Origin of the sequence: Gilliamella sp. Nev6-6, assembly GCF_001690605.1 — a bacterium.
Classification (GTDB): domain Bacteria; phylum Pseudomonadota; class Gammaproteobacteria; order Enterobacterales; family Orbaceae; genus Gilliamella; species Gilliamella apicola_C.
Window position 1 is genome coordinate 60468 of record NZ_LZHP01000100.1, and the last position, 20349, is coordinate 80816.

General features: G+C 34.7%; 21 protein-coding genes. 18 read left to right on the forward strand and 3 right to left on the reverse strand.

Annotated elements, in window-relative coordinates; translation table 11 throughout:
- Window positions 1-82: 82 nt before the first annotated feature.
- The 7 genes from asnB to A9G42_RS12585 all read left to right on the forward strand — a co-directional run bounded on the left by asnB (window position 83) and on the right by A9G42_RS12585 (window position 7012).
- Window positions 83-1756, forward strand: coding sequence for an asparagine synthase B (gene asnB, locus A9G42_RS12555; RefSeq protein ID WP_065583221.1), 1674 nt, complete (start codon window positions 83-85; stop codon window positions 1754-1756).
- 451 nt (window positions 1757-2207) lie between these two features.
- A complete protein-coding gene (locus A9G42_RS12560; RefSeq protein WP_065583220.1) occupies window positions 2208-3188 on the forward strand; it encodes a D-isomer specific 2-hydroxyacid dehydrogenase family protein in 981 nt (326 codons plus the stop codon).
- A gap of 61 nt (window positions 3189-3249) precedes the next feature.
- A complete protein-coding gene (locus A9G42_RS12565) occupies window positions 3250-4071 on the forward strand; it encodes a PTS sugar transporter subunit IIC (RefSeq protein WP_081295699.1) in 822 nt (273 codons plus the stop codon).
- A 43-nt stretch (window positions 4072-4114) separates the two neighbouring features.
- Window positions 4115-4975 carry a PTS system mannose/fructose/sorbose family transporter subunit IID gene (locus A9G42_RS12570; protein ID WP_065583218.1) on the forward strand — a complete coding sequence of 287 codons (861 nt, stop codon included), beginning with the start codon at window positions 4115-4117 and terminating at the stop codon, window positions 4973-4975.
- A gap of 26 nt (window positions 4976-5001) precedes the next feature.
- A complete protein-coding gene (locus tag A9G42_RS12575) occupies window positions 5002-5499 on the forward strand; it encodes a PTS system mannose/fructose/N-acetylgalactosamine-transporter subunit IIB (RefSeq protein WP_065559971.1) in 498 nt (165 codons plus the stop codon).
- A gap of 15 nt (window positions 5500-5514) precedes the next feature.
- The gene (locus A9G42_RS12580; protein WP_065583217.1) at window positions 5515-5958 is read left to right on the forward strand and encodes a PTS sugar transporter subunit IIA; all 444 of its coding nucleotides are present in this window, start codon (window positions 5515-5517) and stop codon (window positions 5956-5958) included.
- A 109-nt stretch (window positions 5959-6067) separates the two neighbouring features.
- Window positions 6068-7012: a hypothetical protein gene (locus A9G42_RS12585; protein WP_065583216.1), complete on the forward strand. Its 945-nt coding sequence runs from the start codon at window positions 6068-6070 to the stop codon at window positions 7010-7012.
- A gap of 70 nt (window positions 7013-7082) precedes the next feature.
- Here A9G42_RS12585 and satP read toward each other — a convergent pair whose 3' ends face one another.
- Window positions 7083-7661 (reverse strand): acetate uptake transporter, encoded by a 579-nt coding sequence (gene satP / locus A9G42_RS12590; protein WP_065653582.1) that lies wholly within the window; start codon window positions 7659-7661, stop codon window positions 7083-7085.
- A 231-nt stretch (window positions 7662-7892) separates the two neighbouring features.
- Between satP and dnaK the strand changes: the two genes are divergently transcribed.
- The 3 genes from dnaK (at window position 7893) to A9G42_RS12605 (ending at window position 12404) form a co-directional block, all read left to right on the forward strand.
- Window positions 7893-9812, forward strand: coding sequence for a molecular chaperone DnaK (gene dnaK / locus A9G42_RS12595; protein WP_065653583.1), 1920 nt, complete (start codon window positions 7893-7895; stop codon window positions 9810-9812).
- A 127-nt stretch (window positions 9813-9939) separates the two neighbouring features.
- Window positions 9940-11070, forward strand: coding sequence for a molecular chaperone DnaJ (gene dnaJ, locus A9G42_RS12600; protein WP_065653584.1), 1131 nt, complete (start codon window positions 9940-9942; stop codon window positions 11068-11070).
- A gap of 248 nt (window positions 11071-11318) precedes the next feature.
- A complete protein-coding gene (locus tag A9G42_RS12605) occupies window positions 11319-12404 on the forward strand; it encodes a hypothetical protein (protein ID WP_065653585.1) in 1086 nt (361 codons plus the stop codon).
- 131 nt (window positions 12405-12535) lie between these two features.
- Here A9G42_RS12605 and grcA read toward each other — a convergent pair whose 3' ends face one another.
- The gene (gene grcA, locus A9G42_RS12610) at window positions 12536-12919 is read right to left on the reverse strand and encodes an autonomous glycyl radical cofactor GrcA (RefSeq protein ID WP_065566106.1); all 384 of its coding nucleotides are present in this window, start codon (window positions 12917-12919) and stop codon (window positions 12536-12538) included.
- Between the two features lie 441 nt (window positions 12920-13360).
- Here grcA and ung point away from each other — a divergent pair, with 441 nt between their 5' ends.
- Both ung and gntR read left to right on the forward strand, forming a co-directional pair.
- Window positions 13361-14053: a uracil-DNA glycosylase gene (gene ung, locus A9G42_RS12615; RefSeq protein ID WP_065583211.1), complete on the forward strand. Its 693-nt coding sequence runs from the start codon at window positions 13361-13363 to the stop codon at window positions 14051-14053.
- On the forward strand, window positions 14046-15047 hold the full coding sequence (gene gntR, locus A9G42_RS12620) for a gluconate operon transcriptional repressor GntR (protein WP_065583210.1): 1002 nt from the start codon (window positions 14046-14048) through the stop codon (window positions 15045-15047). Before ung ends, gntR begins: the two co-directional genes overlap by 8 nt.
- A 68-nt stretch (window positions 15048-15115) precedes the next feature.
- Here the strand turns inward: gntR and A9G42_RS12625 are convergent, their stop codons facing one another.
- On the reverse strand, window positions 15116-15466 hold the full coding sequence (locus tag A9G42_RS12625; RefSeq protein ID WP_065587984.1) for a DUF805 domain-containing protein: 351 nt from the start codon (window positions 15464-15466) through the stop codon (window positions 15116-15118).
- Between the two features lie 249 nt (window positions 15467-15715).
- Between A9G42_RS12625 and upp the strand changes: the two genes are divergently transcribed.
- The 6 genes from upp to A9G42_RS13460 all read left to right on the forward strand — a co-directional run.
- Window positions 15716-16342 (forward strand): uracil phosphoribosyltransferase, encoded by a 627-nt coding sequence (upp, locus tag A9G42_RS12630; RefSeq protein WP_065566110.1) that lies wholly within the window; start codon window positions 15716-15718, stop codon window positions 16340-16342.
- A gap of 93 nt (window positions 16343-16435) precedes the next feature.
- Window positions 16436-17704, forward strand: coding sequence for a uracil-xanthine permease family protein (locus A9G42_RS12635; RefSeq protein ID WP_218837647.1), 1269 nt, complete (start codon window positions 16436-16438; stop codon window positions 17702-17704).
- A gap of 406 nt (window positions 17705-18110) precedes the next feature.
- Window positions 18111-18644, forward strand: a complete 534-nt coding sequence (locus A9G42_RS12640; protein WP_065653586.1) for a hypothetical protein — start codon at window positions 18111-18113, stop codon at window positions 18642-18644.
- Window positions 18645-19738: 1094 nt separating this feature from the next.
- A complete protein-coding gene (locus A9G42_RS13735) occupies window positions 19739-19906 on the forward strand; it encodes a transposase (protein WP_143426171.1) in 168 nt (55 codons plus the stop codon).
- Window positions 19906-20031, forward strand: a complete 126-nt coding sequence (locus A9G42_RS14450; protein ID WP_257006350.1) for a hypothetical protein — start codon at window positions 19906-19908, stop codon at window positions 20029-20031. The genes A9G42_RS13735 and A9G42_RS14450 overlap by 1 nt, the downstream gene beginning before the upstream one ends.
- 9 nt (window positions 20032-20040) lie before the next feature.
- The coding region (locus A9G42_RS13460; protein ID WP_143426172.1) for an IS3 family transposase at window positions 20041-20349 on the forward strand (309 nt) is incomplete at its 3' end.

A 20349-nucleotide genomic window follows, 5' to 3' on the forward strand; every position in this document is an offset into this window, starting at 1 on the left:
AATAAAAAGATGGTAAAGTTTTTATCTAATTAGTTTTTACTTGTAATAGTATCGCTTATGCGATTTGAAATGGAGAAAATCAATGTGTTCGATTTTAGGTATTCTTGATATTAAATCAGATCCAGAACAACTACGAACAAAAGCACTAGAGTTATCATGTCTACAGCGTCATCGTGGTCCTGATTGGTCTGGTATTTTTGCGTCTGATAAAGCTATTCTTGCTCATGAACGTTTATCAATTGTGGATGTCAATACAGGATCTCAGCCCCTTTATAATAAAGATAAAACCCTAGTTTTAGCGGTAAATGGCGAAATTTACAATCATCAAGAACTCCGAAATCAGTACAAAGATCGTTATGAGTTTCAAACAGGTTCTGACTGTGAAGTGATTCTTGCTTTATATCAAGAAAAAGGTATTGATTGCCTTGATGAATTACAAGGTATGTTTGCTTTTATCCTTTATGATATCAATAAAGGGAGCTATTTTATTGGCCGTGACCACATTGGTATTATTCCAATGTATACAGGTCATGATGAAAATGGCACATTTTATGTTGCCTCTGAAATGAAAGCCTTAGTACCAGTTTGTAAAACCATTGAGGCTTTCCCTCCAGGATGCTATCTATCGAGCACCGAAGGTGAAATCAAAACGTATTACAAACGTGACTGGATGGATTACGAAAATGTGAAAGACAATAAGACGGATATTAATGCACTGCGTGTTGCATTAGAAGATTCGGTAAAAAGCCACTTAATGTCTGATGTGCCTTACGGTGTTCTATTATCAGGTGGGCTTGATTCTTCGGTCATTTCAGCAATCACTAAAAAATTCTCAGCACGCCGTGTTGAAGATCACGAAAAATCAGAAGCATGGTGGCCACAGTTGCACTCATTTGCTGTAGGTTTAAAAGGTGCTCCAGATCTTAAAGCTGCACAAGCGGTTGCTGATCATCTAGGTACAGTTCACCACGAAATTAACTTTACCATTCAAGAAGGTATTGATGCGATTCGTGACGTAATTTATTTCATTGAAACTTATGATGTCACCACTATTCGTGCGTCCACACCAATGTATTTAATGGCGCGTAAAATCAAAGCCATGGGCATCAAAATGGTACTTTCTGGTGAAGGTGCTGATGAAGTGTTTGGTGGTTATCTCTATTTCCACAAAGCACCAAATGCCAAAGAGTTCCATGAAGAAACCGTACGCAAATTAGCAGCGTTACATATGTATGATTGTGCTCGTGCTAATAAGGCAATGGCGGCATGGGGTGTTGAAGCTCGAGTTCCATTCCTTGATAAGAAATTCTTAGATGTTGCTATGCGCATTAATCCAAAAGATAAAATGTGTGGTAGTAATGGTAAAATGGAAAAACACATTGTGCGCGAAGCCTTTGAGTCTTATTTACCAGCATCGGTTGTTTGGCGTCAAAAAGAACAATTCTCTGACGGTGTGGGTTATAGCTGGATTGATACATTAAAAGAGATTGCCGAAAGTAAAATTACTGATCAGCAATTAGAAAATGCAAAGTTCCGTTTCCCATACAATACGCCGACTTCAAAAGAAGCCTATATGTATCGTGAGATTTTTAACGAACTATTCCCACTTGAAAGTGCAGCTCATTGTGTACCTGGTGGTCCAACAGTTGCTTGCTCAACTGCGAAAGCAATTGAATGGGATGAATCATTTAAAAACCTAAACGATCCGTCAGGGCGTGCGGCGGTAGGTGTGCATAATGATGCCTATAAGAAATAAAGATTAGACTCAAGATAACATTATCTAATTCAAATCTGTAAAAAGGGCTATATGCCCTTTTTTTATATTTAGCTGGAGTATTCTGATTAATCTAATTTTTGTAAAATTCAATTTAACTAAAATATCATAGTTTAATAGCTATATATTCCCCATTTTTCACTCAACGATAACCTAATCATTTATTGAAAACTTTTCATTCTTTTAAAATTTAGTTTGTCCGTTTCATTGATTGATATGTGTTTTTGAAAAAACGCAATTTTCTATACATCATGTCTTGAATCATTTTATGAAAATATTTTATTAAATATGTGATCTAAATTCATTTTTCTCTGAATTTAATAAACTATACTTAATGTTACCAGTCACATAGTGATTGGGTAGGAAGTAGATACTGTTTATTTTCCAATAAATATAATTGTAAGAGTGGTGATTTATTAATTAGGAGCATTGAGTGAAAAATTATAAAATTGCAATAATCAACTCAAGTAGTTTTGGGAAATATTTTCCTGATCATTTAAAACGATTAGAAAAAATAGGTGAAGTAAAACATTTTACTTTTGAAAATAGTATTTCTGGAAAAGAATTAGCTGATGCATTGCAAGGGTTCAATATTGTAATTGCAAGTGTCAGACCATTTTTTGATAAAGCATTTTTTGATAACAAAAAAGATCCTTTATTTTTACTTTCTCGCCATGGAATAGGGTTTAATAACGTTGATGTTATTGCTGCTAAAGAGCATGGAACAATTGTTACTATTGTTCCCCCGTTGGTTGAACGCGATGCTGTTGCTGAAAATGCAGTAACCAATTTGCTGGCATTAATCAGACAAACAGTGCAATCTCAAGCTGCCGTTAAGTCAAATGAATGGAAAAATAGAGCCTCTTTTTTAGGTATTAATGTTACTGGTAAAGTTGTTGGTATTATTGGCTGTGGCAACATTGGTAGTCGAGTAGCAGAAATATTTAAACATGGTTTTAATGCCCAGCTACTTGTTGTTGATCCTAATGTCAATAAACAGTGGGCGAGTGAAAATAACATTGAAATTGTCGATTTAAATTATCTACTACAACATGCAGACATCATCTCTTTAAACGCATCCTTAAATGAAACCAGTTACCACATTTTAAAAGCGCACCAATTCTCTTTAATGAAAAAAGGTGTTTATATCACCAATACCGCAAGAGCTGAATTGATTGATGAAAGCGCATTATTAACTGCGCTTGATAGTGGTATTGTTGCTGGGCATGCAACTGACGTAATGTATGCTGAACCAGCATATAACGATAACCCCTTAGTTAAACATCCTAAAGTGCTTGTTACACCACATACTTCCGCTTATGCAATTGAATGTTTGCAAGGTATGGGGGAAAAATGTGTGCAAGATGTAGAGAATTTTGTTAATAAACTAGAACTTCAATCAGTTGTTTCTTAATGATTTATTTTTAATTATTAAGTAATAATAAAAAACATTAAGGAGTTTATATATGCCAGAAATGCATGTAACTTTTCTGCAGGCAGCGATTATTTCTGTATGGGTTGCGATGGTAATGTCACGGGGATTGGGGGGAGCAACATTAACGTTAAGATTTACTCCAATGATGACAGGTTTAATTGTTGGTGTTGTATTTAATGATATTGCAAATGCAATGATAACAACAGCTGCAATACAGCTAATTTATATGGGTGTCTTTTCTCCTGGTGGTCAAATGCCATCAGAGCCTTCCATTGCTACAGCAGTTGCTGTTCCTGTTGCATTACTTGGAAAAATGGAACCAACAGCTGCTGTTGCGGTCGCTGTCCCTGTAGGTTTATTAGGCTCTTATTTATATCAACTACGATTTTTCTTTAATACTATGATTATGAAATTAACTGAAAAATATGCGCAAGAAGCCAATAGTTCAAAATTAACTTTCTCCATAATCATACTACCCATTATTTGTAGCTGTGCTTTATTTATACCATTTATGTTTGTCGCATTATACTTTGGTGCGCCGATTATTGCCGATGTAATTAAATCAAATGCTGGTGGACTTGTTTTTCATATCCTTAATGTTATAGGTGGTGGGCTGGCAGCTGTTGGTATTGCATTAACCATTTATGTGATTGGTAAAAAGAGTTACATCATATTCTTCTTATTGGCTTATTTTATTGCGGTAATTGCAAAACCACTTAATGTAACAATGGTAACCTACGCCATTGTTGGCGCTATTGTTGCATTTATTTTTGTTTTAGCAAAAAGTGAAGCAGTGAATTGTGCGGCAGAGCAACCTAGAAATAATCCCAATAATAACAATCAAGATGATGACGATTATTAATCTGTAGTTATTCGATTAATAAACTAGATAGAGGAATATTATAATGACAGAAATCGTACAAGAAAGTATTGATCTAAAGCCAGAAGCAATCACGAAAAAGGATATCACAATTGCTTGGTTACGATGGTATTACGCAAATGAAATCCCACACTCATTTGATCGTTATCTTGCTGCATCTTTAATGTGGGGATTAATGCCAATTCTTAAAAAACTATACAAATCAAAAAGTGAACTTGCTGCTGCCTATCAAAGACATTTATTGTTCTTTAATACGCAAATAACATGGGGTGGTGGGACAATTTCGGGAATTATGGCCTCACTTGAATCTGTTAGAGCCGATGAAGTTTATCAAAATAAACCTATCAGTATTGATAATGACGTACTTTATAACACTAAAGCAGGTTTAATGGGGGCTTTAGCTGGCATTGGTGATGCTATTGATTCTGGTACAATACAATATATTTTTATTGCAATTGCACTCCCTTGGGCACAAGAAGGATTGGCTATTGGTGCATTATTCCCCTTCTTTGCCTTTGTAATCTACCAACTTTTTGTAGGCTATTATTTTGCTCAACTAGGATTTAAATTAGGAAGAAACGCTGCGACAGAAGTTGTGGGTAACAAAATGCAGATGCTTATCGAAGGCTTATCTATTTTAGGTTTATTTATGATGGGCATCTTAGCAGCTAGCTATATTAAAGTATCCTCAAGTTTAAAATTTACCTTATCAGGCAAAGATTTTGTTATACAAGATACATTAGATAAGATTCTACCTGGTGCGTTACCCCTCATTGTTGTAATGGGATTGTATTTTTATTTCTCCCAAAAAGGTTTAAAAGTAACCAGAGCATTAGTAGGATTAACCATTATACTTGGTGTTTTAGCAGCAATTGGTATTTTATAAAATAATTAAAAAAGAGGTTTTAAATTATGGGAAAAGTTGTTTTAGCTCGAGTGGATAGTCGTCTTATTCATGGTCAAGTTGCAACTAATGTTTCTAAAGCGGCTGGTGCTAATGCTTTATTTGTTGCAGATGACTATTCAGCAAATGACGAATTCACAAAAAATATCATTCTAGGCGCCGGAGCTAGCACTGGACATAAAATCAGAGTACTAAAAGAAGATGGTGCTGTAAGATATTGGAATGATCGTAAGTACGATGACTTTAATGTTATCTTACTTACTAAAAATATTGAAGTAATGTATAAAATCATTAAAGCAGGCGTACCAATAACAAACCTAAATATTGGAGGTTTACCGCTAGTACCTGGGGCAACATCAATAATTAAAGAAGTATCGATAAACAAAGAGCAACTTGATCTATTGATCGATTTACAAAATAGTTACCCAGATATGGATATCTACTTTCAAGCAACGCCTTCATTGAAAAAAATAACATTAAATGAAGCAATCAAAATGTTTGAGTAATATAGGAAGGTAAAAATGATAGGTGTCTTATTAATTAGCCATGGCAACATGGCTGCGGGAATGAAAGATAGTGTAACAATGATAGTTGGGGAACAAGACAAATTTGAAACACTATCACTTAATCCAGGGCAAGATATTAATCAATTAAAAACGGATCTATTTAATTGTTCAAAATCTTTAGATTCAGGCAAAGGAGTCTTAATTTTTGTCGATCTATATGGAGCCTCTCCTTACAATGCTTCAATGAGATGCGTGCCTCAATGGCGTGAATTGGGTATGGATGTTAGAGTTATTACCGGCATGAGCTTACCAATGGTAATTAATGCGGTATGTAATAGAGACTCATTGTCAGTACAAGAATTAGCCAAAGAGTGTCTTGAGGCGGGTCATGATAATATTCAAGACGCTATTGCTAATATTACTCATTCCAACCAATCTCAGAATGAGGATGATTATTAATTAGTTTAATTTTGCTAATTGATAATATTATCAAGTGTATAGTGAATATGATTAACAAAGTCATATTCACTATAATGTTTAATTTTTATATCTAAATAGTTTATTAATAATGGAAATACTTAAAGATCTTGTGCTCCGATACTGTGTCATATTTGGTAAACGATTTTCTGCTAAACAAAAGATTGCTTTTTTAAGAGTGATATCTAAAGAACTAATTCAATTAGGCTATATGGTTGATGCTAAACTAGCCAAGTTGAAATTAGCAACAAGACGATATGAAAACTATTACAATGCTTATATTGGTGATTTCAATAAAGCTGAATTAATTATTTGCACTTATTACGATACTGGCGTTAATAACTTTAATTTTCAAAAAAAATACGCATTTTCTCCACAATTTAGTAAATTAAGTTACTTTATCAGTATTGCGCCAATCATTATTTTATTCATTGCTTCATTGATACTAAATTATTTTGTTTTTATTCCTGATATCCGTACTCAAGGTTTTTTTAGTATTTCAGGCGTTGGCTCAATTATTTCAACGGTTTTGTTATTTTTTTTCGTCTTTAAATTTAAAAGTGGCATTCCTAACCAAAAGAACTTTGTTTGTAATTCATCAAGCATTATTACCATCATAAATTTAATTAATAAACTTAATAAAAAAGAGAAGAAAAAAATAGCTTTTGTTTTATGTGATGGTGGCAATAGTAACCAATATGGTTTAAAAATGTTGGAAAACTATTCTAACCAAATGAAAAACAAAAAATTTATTTTTATCGATAGTATTGGCAATGGTAACAAGTTAATATTTCTAAAACCGCAACAATCAAATCTACAACTAAAAAATATTACTTTTTACAGTGACAAAATGGAAACACAACTACCTAATTACATCATGATCACATCGGGTGATATAGATGAAAATGGTAAAATTGTTATAAAAAATGCCCATAGCGCAAAAGATAACTACTTGTCGGATAAAGTGATAAACAAACATACTCAATCCCTGCTTGAAATAAGTCGAGCATTGATAAGTAGCAATAATGATAAATAGTAGAGGTAACGTTATTGTGAAGATAAGAAATCACCCCAACCAAAATAATTAGGTAGGGGTGATACATCAATTAATGCGCAACGCCTTTTGGTGCACCAATCGGTAAAATAGTACGACCAAATTGCTCATTAATCACTTCTGCCATTGCCAAATAAACGGCACTTGCTCCACAAATAATGCCTTCAAAACCAGCAATATGAATAATACTATGATTACCTGAAATATTACCAATAGCTAATAAAGCAAATAAAATGGTTAAACTCGCAAAAACAAATTGTAATGCTCTATTACCTTTTAATGTACCAATAAACATAAACCCAGTAAAAATGCCCCATAAAGCAAGAAAAATACCAACAAAAGTTGCATCAGATGGTGCTGTCGCTGATGAAGTTGGTAAATACCAAATACCCACTAACGCAATCCAAAAGAAACCATAAGAAGTAAATGCTGTTGTACCAAACGTATTGCCTTTTCGAAATTCTAAAATGCCAGCAATGACTTGCGCAAGACCACCATAAAAAATACCCATTGAGACAATAACTGTCATAGCTGGGAAAAATCCAGCATTATGAATATTTAATAAAATTGTTGTCATACCAAATCCCATTAAACCAAGTGGGCCAGGATTTGCAAGTTTTGTTTGTTCCATAAGGATCCTATAAATTAAGTTTGATGATTAAAAAGAGCGGCAATAATAAGTGCAGAAAACGCGATAATCAAGATTTCAGGAAAAATTATTTTTTATCGCCCCTTGATATTAATAATAATGTTCCCATTTATGTGAAAACAAAAACATTTCTTTGTGAAATTAAGGGCTTGAAAATTCATATTTAAACCCTATATACAAGGAATAAATTACAGATTTTTAGGAGAATAAATTATGGGTAAAATTATTGGTATTGACTTAGGAACAACAAACTCATGTGTTGCTGTAATGGACAATGGTCAAGCAAAAGTATTAGAAAATGCAGAAGGCGATCGCACAACTCCTTCGATTATTGCTTATACCCAAGATGGTGAAACATTAGTTGGTCAACCAGCAAAACGCCAAGCTGTAACCAATCCACAAAATACACTATTTGCCATTAAGCGTTTAATTGGCCGTCGTTTTGAAGATGCTGAAGTGCAACGTGATGTTAGCATCATGCCATATAAAATTGTGAAAGCAGATAATGGCGATGCATGGGTTGATGTTAAAGGTCAAAAAATTGCACCACCACAAATTTCTGCTGAAGTATTAAAGAAAATGAAAAAAACAGCAGAAGACTATCTTGGCGAAGCTGTTACTGAAGCAGTAATTACAGTTCCAGCTTATTTTAATGATGCACAACGCCAAGCAACTAAAGATGCAGGCCGTATTGCTGGGCTTGATGTTAAACGCATTATCAACGAACCAACAGCTGCAGCACTCGCTTATGGTTTAGACAAAGATGTCGGCAACCGCACTATCGCTGTTTATGACCTTGGTGGTGGTACATTTGATATCTCAATCATCGAAATCGACGATGTTGATGGTGAAAAAACCTTTGAAGTATTAGCAACAAATGGTGATACACACTTAGGTGGTGAAGATTTCGACTCACGCTTAATCAATTATTTAGTTGACGAATTTAAACGTGAACAAAACTTTGATTTGAAAAATGATCCACTTGCTATGCAACGCTTGAAAGAAGCAGCAGAAAAAGCAAAAATTGAATTATCATCTGCTCAACAAACAGATATTAATCTACCGTATATTACAGCTGATGCAAGCGGTCCAAAACATTTAAATATTAAAGTAACACGTGCAAAACTTGAGTCTTTAGTTGAAGATTTGGTTAAACGCTCAATGGATCCTGTAAAAACAGCATTACAAGATGCAGGTCTTTCTGTTTCTGACATTAAAGACGTTATTCTTGTTGGTGGCCAAACACGTATGCCAATGGTTCAAAAAGCGGTTGCTGACTTCTTTGGTAAAGAGCCACGTAAAGATGTAAACCCTGATGAAGCGGTTGCTGTTGGTGCTGCTGTTCAAGGTGGTGTACTTGGCGGTGATGTTAAAGATGTTTTATTACTTGATGTTACACCATTGTCTTTAGGTATTGAGACTATGGGTGGTGTGATGACAGCGTTAATTGAAAAGAACACAACTATCCCAACTAAACATAGCCAAGTGTTCTCAACTGCTGAAGATAATCAATCAGCCGTAACTATTCATGTATTACAAGGTGAGCGTAAACGTGCGGGTGATAATAAATCATTAGGTCAATTCAATCTAGATGGTATTCAACCTGCACCACGTGGTATGCCACAAATTGAAGTGACATTTGATATTGATGCTGATGGTATTTTACATGTATCGGCAAAAGACAAAAATACAGGACGCGAGCAAAAAATTACGATTAAAGCCTCTTCAGGATTAAGCGAAGAAGAGATTCAAAAAATGGTAAATGATGCGGAAGCTAATGCTGATGCAGACCGTAAATTTGAAGAACTAGCTCAAACTCGTAACCAAGCCGATCATCTTGTTCACTCAACACGTAAACAAGTGACTGAAGCTGGTGATCAGTTATCAGCTGATGATAAAAAAGCAATTGAAGATGCCGTAAGCGCTTTAGAAGTTGCCGCTCGTGGCGAAGATAAAGCAGAAATTGAAGCAAAAATTAATGCATTAATGGAGGCATCTAAAAAATTGCTTGAATTAGCACAACAACAAGCCCAAGCAGCTCAAGGTGCGGGTCAAGCAAATAGCGGAAGCTCTACTGCGCAAGATGATGTTGTTGATGCAGACTTCAAAGAAGTTGATGATGATAAAAAATAGACATTAACTAAAATGTTTTTTAATGAGTTATTTCAACAAGTTTTAAACATATAACAAGTTAAACGGGCGCGAGGTAACTCAAGCCCGTTTAGTTCTTTATGAAAAGAAACAAAAATAAAGGTTAATTATGGCGAAGAAAGATTATTATGAAACATTAGGCGTTAGTAAAAGTGCTAGTGAAAGCGAGATAAAAAAAGCCTATAAACGTCTAGCCATGAAATATCATCCTGATAAAAACCAGGATAATAAAGACGAAGCTGAAGCAAAATTCAAAGAAGTAAAAGAAGCCTACGAAATCCTAACTGATCCGCAAAAAAAGGCGGCTTATGATCAATATGGTCATGCGGCATTTGAACAGGGGCAAGGAGCAGGATCTGGTGGTTTTGGCGGATTTGGTGGTTTTGGTGGTGGAGCATTTGACGATATATTCAGTGATTTTTTTGGTGGAGGTAGAGGGCGTAGTCAAACCACTTCTCGAGGTAATGACTTACAATACAATATCACCCTAACATTAGAAGAAGCCGCAGCCGGTGTTAGTAAAGAAATTAAAGTACCAACTTGGGTAAGTTGTGATACTTGCCATGGACAAGGAGCTGAAAAATCATCGGATGTGGTGACGTGTAATACTTGTCATGGTTCAGGTGTTGTACAAATGCGACAAGGTTTTTTTGCCGTGCAACAAGAGTGCCCAACTTGTCATGGGCGAGGAAAAGTTGTAAAAAATCCATGTAAAAAGTGTCATGGTGAAGGTCGTGTACAAAAAACGAAAACACTTTCTGTTACTATTCCATCCGGTGTTGATACAGGTAATCGTATTCGACTTTCTGGCGAAGGTGAAGCAGGTTTAAACGGAGCACCTGCAGGCGATTTATATGTACAAATGCAAGTTAAACCACATGCTATTTTTGAGCGAGATGGTACAAACCTGCATTGTGAAATCCCGATTAATATTGCACTCGCATCACTTGGCGGGGAAGTTGAAGTACCAACGCTTAATGGTAAGGTCAGCTTAACAATTCCTGCTGAAACACAAACAGGAAAAATGTTCCGACTACGTGGTAAAGGCATTAAATCGTTGCGCGGTAGCACTATCGGTGATCTTTACTGTCATGTTGTGGTTGAAACACCAGTCAACTTAACAAGCAAGCAAAAAGAATTGCTAAAAGAATTGGCTGAAAGCTTTAAAGCTGACAAAAGTTCTAAACACAGTCCCAAAGAAAAAAGCTTTTTTGACAAAGTGAAAAAGTTTTTTGAATAAAAAAATCACAGCTGAAATAATAGCGAGATTAGGTTACTAATCTCGCATTTAAATTATATAACATTTTTTAATTTAAATATTTTTAGTTTTTCTACTTTGATAAAATAAAGTTTCCTTGCAACAATATTTTCATTAATAATCTTATTAGATAATCGATAGTTATTAACTTTAAATGAATATAGTATACATTAGTTAAATTATTAATATTAGTTTTGTATGATTTTAATGACATGAAGGGAATAATATATATGTTTTTTAAAAAGTTTTGGAAAAAATCACCGCCTAATATTAAAGACATGCCAAAAGAGCAACAAAGCTCACAAAATCATTTAAGTGTGATAATTCAGGACTTTTGGCGACAGGTAAAAAAATCTGAACAATCTCTTAATGAACTTGAACTTATCGATATAATGAAAAATATCAATAAGCTATTAGATGAAAATCAGTTAGATGTAATTGCTGAAATTACTATAGGGGATACTAAAAAGCATAAAATTATTTTTACCACAAATGGAAAAATTGATCGATTCGAGTATGTAATGGAAATTACCCGACAAGCACCTGATCTTCAGTTTTTCGAAGTAGAAGCATTTCGTCAGCGTATTAATAATGTAGATACATTTGTTATAAAATCTAAAGAGAGTTCTTTCTCATTAGGCGCAACTGATTTATTAATTCAATATAAAGAAAGTTATCGTAAAATATCTATCGGTATTATGTTTGCTAAGACTGTCCCAGAAGATATGGTAAAACAAGCAGAAACGATGGCATTGATTTATCTCGATCATCTATTGGGTGAATATGATTTTGCTGTCAGAGTAGAATCTATTGAGTTTTTAAAGACAGATCACAATGCTGCTACAATTCCTGCTAACCAATTTGTCACTATTTTTGATCGATTATGGAAAGAAGATTTAAAACACACAGGTGTACTTAATGCTCAAGAGGATCAATGGATTGTATTTGAATTAACTGATCTTAAAATGCTAGTGCATCGTAATGAAGCGGCTAATTCTTTGGTAGGGCATGAAAATTATTGTTATGCACTTAATGTTATCGTTGATATTGATAGCAAAGAGACTCTTTCACTTGTTTATGAATTAGAAGATGCTATCAATCTTGCTTTATGTGCTGATGAGCGAGGTATTCATTGTCAAAACAGTTTTAGTCAAGGTATAAGGAATATGTTATGGCATGTAGGAAATAAACACTCAGCACTTCAGTTAGTACAACAAATAACAAACCGATATAATACATTATCCGTTAAAATTGAATGCGAGTTCGATCCTTTCTGGCGACAGTACTTACGTTGGGCTGAATGTCATCAAGCATAAAAAGTATCTACGATTAATGGATACTTTTCCTCACTAATAACTATTGCGTTAGTATATTGTTATATTTAAGTCATAAAAAAAGATAACCTAATTACTTAGATTATCTTTTATAAAACTTGAACTCAATTTAATTAAATTTTCGTTGTAAATGTACGAGCAATAACGTCGCGTTGTTGTTCTGCAGTTAACGAGTTAAAACGCACTGCATATCCAGAAACACGAATTGTTAATTGTGGGTATTTTTCTGGATTTTTTACTGCATCTTCTAAAGTTTCACGACGAAGAACGTTAACATTTAAGTGTTGACCACCTTCAACTTTGATGGTTGGTGCAACATCTAATGGAACTTCACGATATTCGAATTGACCTAATTCGGCAGTTGGGATAACTTGATCTTCTTTATAAACTGATTTAGCTGCCACACAACGAGCTTCTTTAGTAGCGTCATCTAATAACCAAAAAGAGTTAAGAAGTGCTGCATTGTCTGCTTTAGTAATTTGGATACCTGTAATCATTTTAAATCCTCCTAACGGGGCCTTATTGCCCTAAAATAATTAGGGTTAATATAGCACTTTCAAAATTTGATTAAAGTCAAAAAAAGCTATCAATTCAATAAGTAATACCTTTAGTTAGTATTTTTTCTATGTCCCTGAAAATCTATTTATCGCATTAATTCTTTTAAATTTATTAACTATACATTTGTATTATCTAAACATAAGGGTAGATAACATAATACTTTATTTAGTGTAAAGTGTAGCGTAATTGGAAGTATTATAAGAATATTTTATTAGCATTGCTATCTTGAGCAATAAAGCAACATTTTATATTTAAATAAATATTTTGGTTTAGTGAACCTTAAGCTCATTAGCATTAGGTTTATTATGATTTTTAGGTATAATTATTGCAATCAGCAAATAGTGTTGTTGAGTCATATAAAATTAGAACATAGGTATTGTATGAATAATCAATTAACATGGCATGATGTTATTGGCGCTGAAAAAGAAAAGCCCTATTTTCAACAAATAATGCAATTTGTGGCATCTGAGCGGGCGAAAGGTAAAATTATTTATCCACCACAGCATGATGTGTTTAATGCATTTCGTTTTACGCCATTTAATCAAATTAAAGTGGTGATTTTAGGGCAAGATCCTTATCATGGCCCTAATCAAGCACACGGACTTTCATTTTCTGTTTTACCAGGAATTAAGCCACCCCCATCGTTATTGAATATCTATAAAGAATTATCAGCAGATATTGAACATTTTAAGATTCCTTCTCATGGTTATTTAGCCTCTTGGGCAACTCAAGGTGTATTATTATTAAACAACGTGCTAACGGTTGAAGCAGGACAAGCCCATTCTCATGCAAAAATAGGTTGGGAAACTTTTACTGACCATGTGATAGCAGCAATCGATCAATATCTTGAAGGAGTGGTTTTTTTATTGTGGGGGTCTCCTGCGCAAAAAAAAGGGCAGTTTATTAATCGCCAAAAACATCATGTATTAACTTCAGTACATCCATCGCCGTTATCCGCCCATCGAGGTTTTTTGGGCTGTAAGCATTTTTCCAAAGCAAATGATCTAATTATACAGCAAGGTAAAACTGCTATAGATTGGCAGCCAAAGCTACCGGAAAAAGTGAATGAGTAATAAAAGACGTCGAACAAGTTTGCAAGAAATTGCCAATTTAATTGGGATAAGTAAAATGACAGTCAGTCGTTTTCTACGTGATCCTAACCTTGTATCAAAACCACTCCAATTACAAATTTCAGCAGCGATAGATAAGCTAGGATATATTCCCAATAAAGCACCCGATATGCTGTCTAACGCTAAAAGTAATGCTATTGGTATTGTGTTCCCTTCTTTAACCAATCAGGTTTTCGCCGATATTTTAAAAGGTATTGAGATGGTGACTGATGTAAGAGGATATCAAACCATGATCACCCATACCGGATACAGTGCTGACAAAGAAGAGTTACGTTTACGCTCATTACTTTCTTATAATATTGACGGGTTAATTTTAACGGAAAGAACGCATACTCCAGCAACATTAAAGATGATTGAAATTTCGGGTGTTCCTGTGGTTGAAATTATGGACAGTGTTTCACCTTGTCTTGATATGGCTGTCGGATTTGATAATTTTACTGCAACGAAAAATATGATTCATCGTATGATAGATAAAGGGCGTCGTAATATTGTTTATTTTAGCGCAAGGCAAGATCAACGAAGTATTATTCGTCAACAAGGCTATGAACAGGCAATGCAAGAAGCGGGATTAAATCCACGAACATTAGCAACTAAAGAAGCGTCATCTTATGAGTTAGGCGCACGATTTTTGCATCAGATTTTAACAGAATTACCTTGCGTTGATGGCATTTTTAGTACCAATGATGATTTGGCCTTGGGCGTATTATTAGAGTGCCAGCGAATGCGTATTGAAGTTCCAAAACAGATAGCGATTGTTGGCTTTCATGGGCATCAAATTGGTCAATATATGAATCCTAAATTAGCTTCTATACAAACACCAAGAATTGAAATGGGGAAGATTGCGGCTGAACTGTTATTAAAACGAATCAACGGCGAGAAGATTGATCGAAAAGTGGTTGATTTGCCAGTTGAATATTTAGATGGAGAAAGTATTTAAAAGATAGGAGATAATGTTAATAATGATTTAACCTTACCACGTTTAATGATAAGGTTATTAGTAATAAATTATAAACCTTTAGGGTTTTCACCGTATTGGTTGCTGCCTGGTGTTGAGTCCAGTACGCAGAATACAATTATAATAATAGCGCCAATGTATGGAATACATTGTAACAAAACCCACCAACCTGATTTACTTGTATCATGTAAGCGACGTACAGTAACCGCTAAATTAGGAAGGAATAATGCCAACGTTAAGATAAGGGTTACCACTAAAGGACTTCCAATCATTTTATCAATGATTATTGCGATAACAGTTAAAATAGAACTGAACAAAACGTACATCCAATATTCTTTACGACGTGCTCGTCCATTAAAATTTGCATAATTTTTTGTAATGCCATCAATAAACCAATTCATTCCTATATTCCTTTTTTTAAATTAATTGCTGAAATAAATTATTTGGGACGGCTATTCTAATGAAAAAAAAATGAAAATAAAACTGATTTTTACCGTTAAATTTTTTATTTTTCTTTTTTTATCAAGATTTACGTTGTCTATAAGACAGTCGATTTTAGGTTTTCATCGAGTGAGATATATGTTAAAATCGCCACTCAGTGGTTATTTATACCGACTAACCGATTATAGAAAATAACACTGAGGCCCTCCATGAAAATAGTTGAAGTAAAACACCCTCTTGTCCGTCATAAAATTGGATTAATGCGTGAATACGACATTAGCACCAAAGAATTTCGTGATCTTGCCAGTGAAGTTGGCAGTTTATTAACTTATGAAGCAACAGCTGATCTACCTACCGAAAAAGTAACGATAGAAGGTTGGTGTGGGCCTGTTGAAGTTGAACGTATCAAAGGTAAAAAAATTACCGTCGTACCTATCTTGCGCGCAGGTTTAGGTATGATGGATGGCGTGCTTGAACATATACCAAGTGCCCGTATTAGCGTTGTTGGTTTTTATCGTAATGAAGAGACTCTTGAACCTGTCCCTTATTTCCAAAAGTTAACATCTGATATTGAAGAACGAATGGCTTTAGTTGTGGATCCAATGCTTGCAACAGGTGGTTCAATGGTGGCAACAATCGACCTGCTTAAAAAAGCAGGTTGTAAAAATATTAAAGTATTAGTTTTGGTTGCTGCACCAGAAGGTATTAAAGTACTTGAACAAGCTCACCCTGATGTTGAACTTTATACCGCATCAATTGATGAGAGGTTGAACGAAAAAGGCTACATACTACCAGGACTTGGGGATGCTGGAGACAAAATATTCGGCACAAAATAAAATCTCAAATTTTAGACCGGTTAAACCGGTTTTTTTATGCCTGTCAAACAGGCAAGTTATACAAAAAATTTAGTTAAGTAAGAGAGGCGAGATGTGAGCAACATCACAACAGACAAAACAGAAAATATAACATCACAGCATAAGCATTCTTGGCAGGATATTTTTACTGGCGCACAAATGTTATTTGTCGCATTTGGAGCATTGGTATTAGTACCGTTGTTAACTGGGTTAAATCCCAATGTAGCGCTTTTTACTGCTGGAGTAGGTACTTTATTATTTCAATTAACCACGAAAGGTAAAGTACCGGTATTTTTAGCTTCATCATTTGCGTTTATTGCCCCTATCTCATTTGGCGTTGCGCAGTGGGGGATCCCCGCTACTTTAGGTGGTTTAGTTGCCGCGGGTTTGGTCTTTATGTTTTTTGCTTTCTTAGTCAAAATGAATGGTAGCCATGTTATTGACCGCATTTTACCGCCGGTTGTGACAGGCCCAATTATTATGGTTATTGGCTTATCGCTTGCGCCGGTTACCGTTGGGATGGCAATGGGTAAAAATAGTGGACTACAAGCTGAAAATTATCAATTGATTCTTATTTCAATGGCATCATTATTAACGACTTTAGTGGTAGCTATTTGGGCAAAAGGATTTTTAAAATTATTACCTATTATTTCGGGTATTGTGGTTGGTTATACGCTTTCTTGTATGTTCGGTATTGTCAATTTTCAACCGGTGATTGATGCGCCATGGTTTAAAGTACCTGATTTCACATTTCCTGAATTTCACTGGCAAGCCATTTTGTATATGCTGCCAATTGTGATTGCACCAACCATTGAACATGTGGGTGATATTATGGCAATTAGTACTGTCACAGGTAAAGATTACACGCGTGATCCTGGCTTACAGCGCACATTACTCGGTGATGGACTGGCAACATCGACAGCGGGATTTTTTGGTGGTCCACCCTGTATTACTTATGCAGAAGTAATTGGTGCGGTAACGTTAACGCGTAATTTTAAAACTCGCGTCATGACATGGGCGGCAATTTGGGCCATTTTAATGTCTTTTATTGGCAAGATAGGCGCTTTTTTAAGTTCAATTCCAACAGTAGTCATGGGGGGAATTATGGTGCTATTGTTTGGTTCCATTGCATCAGTAGGCATAAATATTTTAGTTAAACACAAAGTGGATCTTTCCGTGCCTCGAAATATGTGTATTGTCTCATTAGTCTTAGTTTTTGGGATTGGTGGGATGATTTTTGATTTTGGATCGTATGCTCTACAAGGTATCAGTTTATGTGGTATCTTAGCGATTGTGTTAAATCTAATTCTGCCACATCAAGCAAAACCGACCAACTCTCACTAAATGAACAAATATATCGTTGGCCATGTTTATCGCCAACGATATTTGCAATGTAATGGTATACACTCCTCAACGTTTTTACAAAACTAAATTATTAAATTAAAACACAAAATGCTTGTGTAAGCTGAGTCGTTTTTTATATCTAAATTTTTTTTCATTTTTTTGCACTATTTTAGGGAGAGTTACAATACTAATCCATTTTCTTACATGATTCGACCAATTCGGCGACGGAGTATTTACAATTTTGTACTCATATTCAATTCAATAACGTTTTCAATGGTGAAATTGTTGATGATAATTCACGCCATGTTTTTATGCTTATATTCTTGATTAAGAAATATAATAGTTTTAAACTGCACGATATTGAAAAGTAAATTGTGTTTAAACATAATATTACAGAGAGTACGTTATGAAAGTTCCAACACATCTTGCAAGATATATTAAAGATTATAAAATGGATCGTCTTACAACTATGGCGCTCTGTTCCGAGAACGGGAACAATTTGTTTGAAATTTGGTATTATGGTGAATTATGCGAAATACCAAGAGAGGAGCAGTTATATATTATCGATACGAATGATGCTCCTACATTGATTGTAGCACGAAACCCATCTACGAAAGAAGATATATTATTATTTGATGGTGCTAAACATGGTTATAACAATATGTTTTGTGATACTTTTGATGAAGAGACCTTAAATAATCGTACGCTGCAAAAATATGAAATTCCAGCTTCACAAATTATTATCGAAATTGGATACAACATTGATTACGAAGAGGAAAAAGAATATTATGAGTTTGATGAAAATGGAAGGGTTCTTCTGATTAATGGTGGGAGTATTTCATGGGAAGATCTTATTACAGATGGATTTGATTGTATTGCTCTTTCATATGTTGACGATAGTGGAAAAATAATAAATTTTTTAGATGTTGAGTTAGCATAATGTAAAATATGGAGATATAAAATGGTAAACTGTGATTTAGCTATATTGATTTCGCTATCTATTTTCATGGGTTACCTAATTACAATATTTTTAATAATTTAAATCTCTAATAAGTTGATTAATAAAAAAGGCAGATAGCTAATGTATCAGCTATCATTAACTATTTACTTGTGGCGCAAAATTATTACTGAATTGAAAAGTAGTGCTCATAGAATAATAAGATAAGAAGCTTAATTTTTTTACGTGAGTCGTGTGTATTTACAATTATAACCTTTCAATTTATCTTCATTTTATACTTTATAATACTTATTTCTCCTGCCTAAAATATTACAAAAATAAACGCATCTGCTTTTTATTATTTACTTAAAAATCGTTCAGAAAAGTCATTGATTTTATTGTTTTTTTTGTAATCTAGGAAACCTAGCTCACACCATGAAGTGCAATTCGTCTTAACGCCTTAGAATAAAAGGAGGCTGGGCTTTTAAACTTATGCCGCTTTCTTGGGTGTGAGTTCAATAAATATTGAATTTTCTTTATCTGTTCGTTGTCAACTAATGAAATAGCCGATTACTTAGGTATAAACTGACGGATTAAGCCATTGGTGTTTTCATTTGTGCCCTTTTGCCAGATTTGATATGGCTCAGCAAAACAGACGATGGTGTTTAAATAATATTTAACAGCACGATGATAATTAAATTCGGCGCCATTATCAAAGGTGATGCTTTTAACCTTTTTTTAAACGGTGTGAGTAATTTTATTATCATATCTCTCGCTTCAGAGATGGTGCGTTGATTGAAGCGTCCAATTAATACCATCCCAGTTTTGCGTTCAACTAACGTCACCAACGCTTATTTGTCTTGACGGCTAATAATGATATCGCCCTCCCAATGTCCACGTGTTTTCCGTTTTTCTACATAACTAGGGCATTGTCTGTAACTATCTTCTAAAATAGTACAGCAAAAAAGTAGAAAATTCTCTATGATAAAAGAAAAGGGGATTTAATTATGAAAAAAATGACTGAACATCAAATCGTAGCTATTTTAAAAGAAGCTGAAGCGGGTATTCCTGTTAAAGAACTGTGCCGTAAATAGGGCATGGGCAATTCAACTGTCTATAAATGGCGAGAAAAATACGGCGGAATGGAAACGTCGGATATTAAACGCTTAAAGGAGCTGGAGGCTGAAAACCGCAAGCTTAAGCTGATGTTTGCCGAACTGAGCTTAAAATCCCAGCTTCAGGAAGAAATCATAAAAAAGCTTTAGTGCCCACCAAGGCACGTAAAAGATGGGCACAGCAACTACAACAAAATCATTCAGTTACTATTGCAATGAGTTGTGCCATTGTTGGTTTAAGCCGTTGTGCTTACTATTATCAACCTAAGTTGTAGGATGATTCGGTGATTGTTTCGGTGTTGAATGCTATCACAGACCGGCATTTACGCTGGGGCTTTCCTAAATGTTTTAATCGTATCAGAAAGCTCGGCTATCAATGGAATCATAAACGGGTATATCGGGTGTATTGTGAATTAAAGCTTAATCTCAGGGTAAAGCGTAAAAAACGCATTCCTCCACGATGCCCGGAAAGGTTATTAGTCCCCAATAAACAAGGTGAATGTTGGTCAATGGATTTTATGAGTGACAGTAGTCGTAATCAACGTCGCTTTAGGACATTCAATGTCATCGATGACTTTAATCGTGAGGCGTTA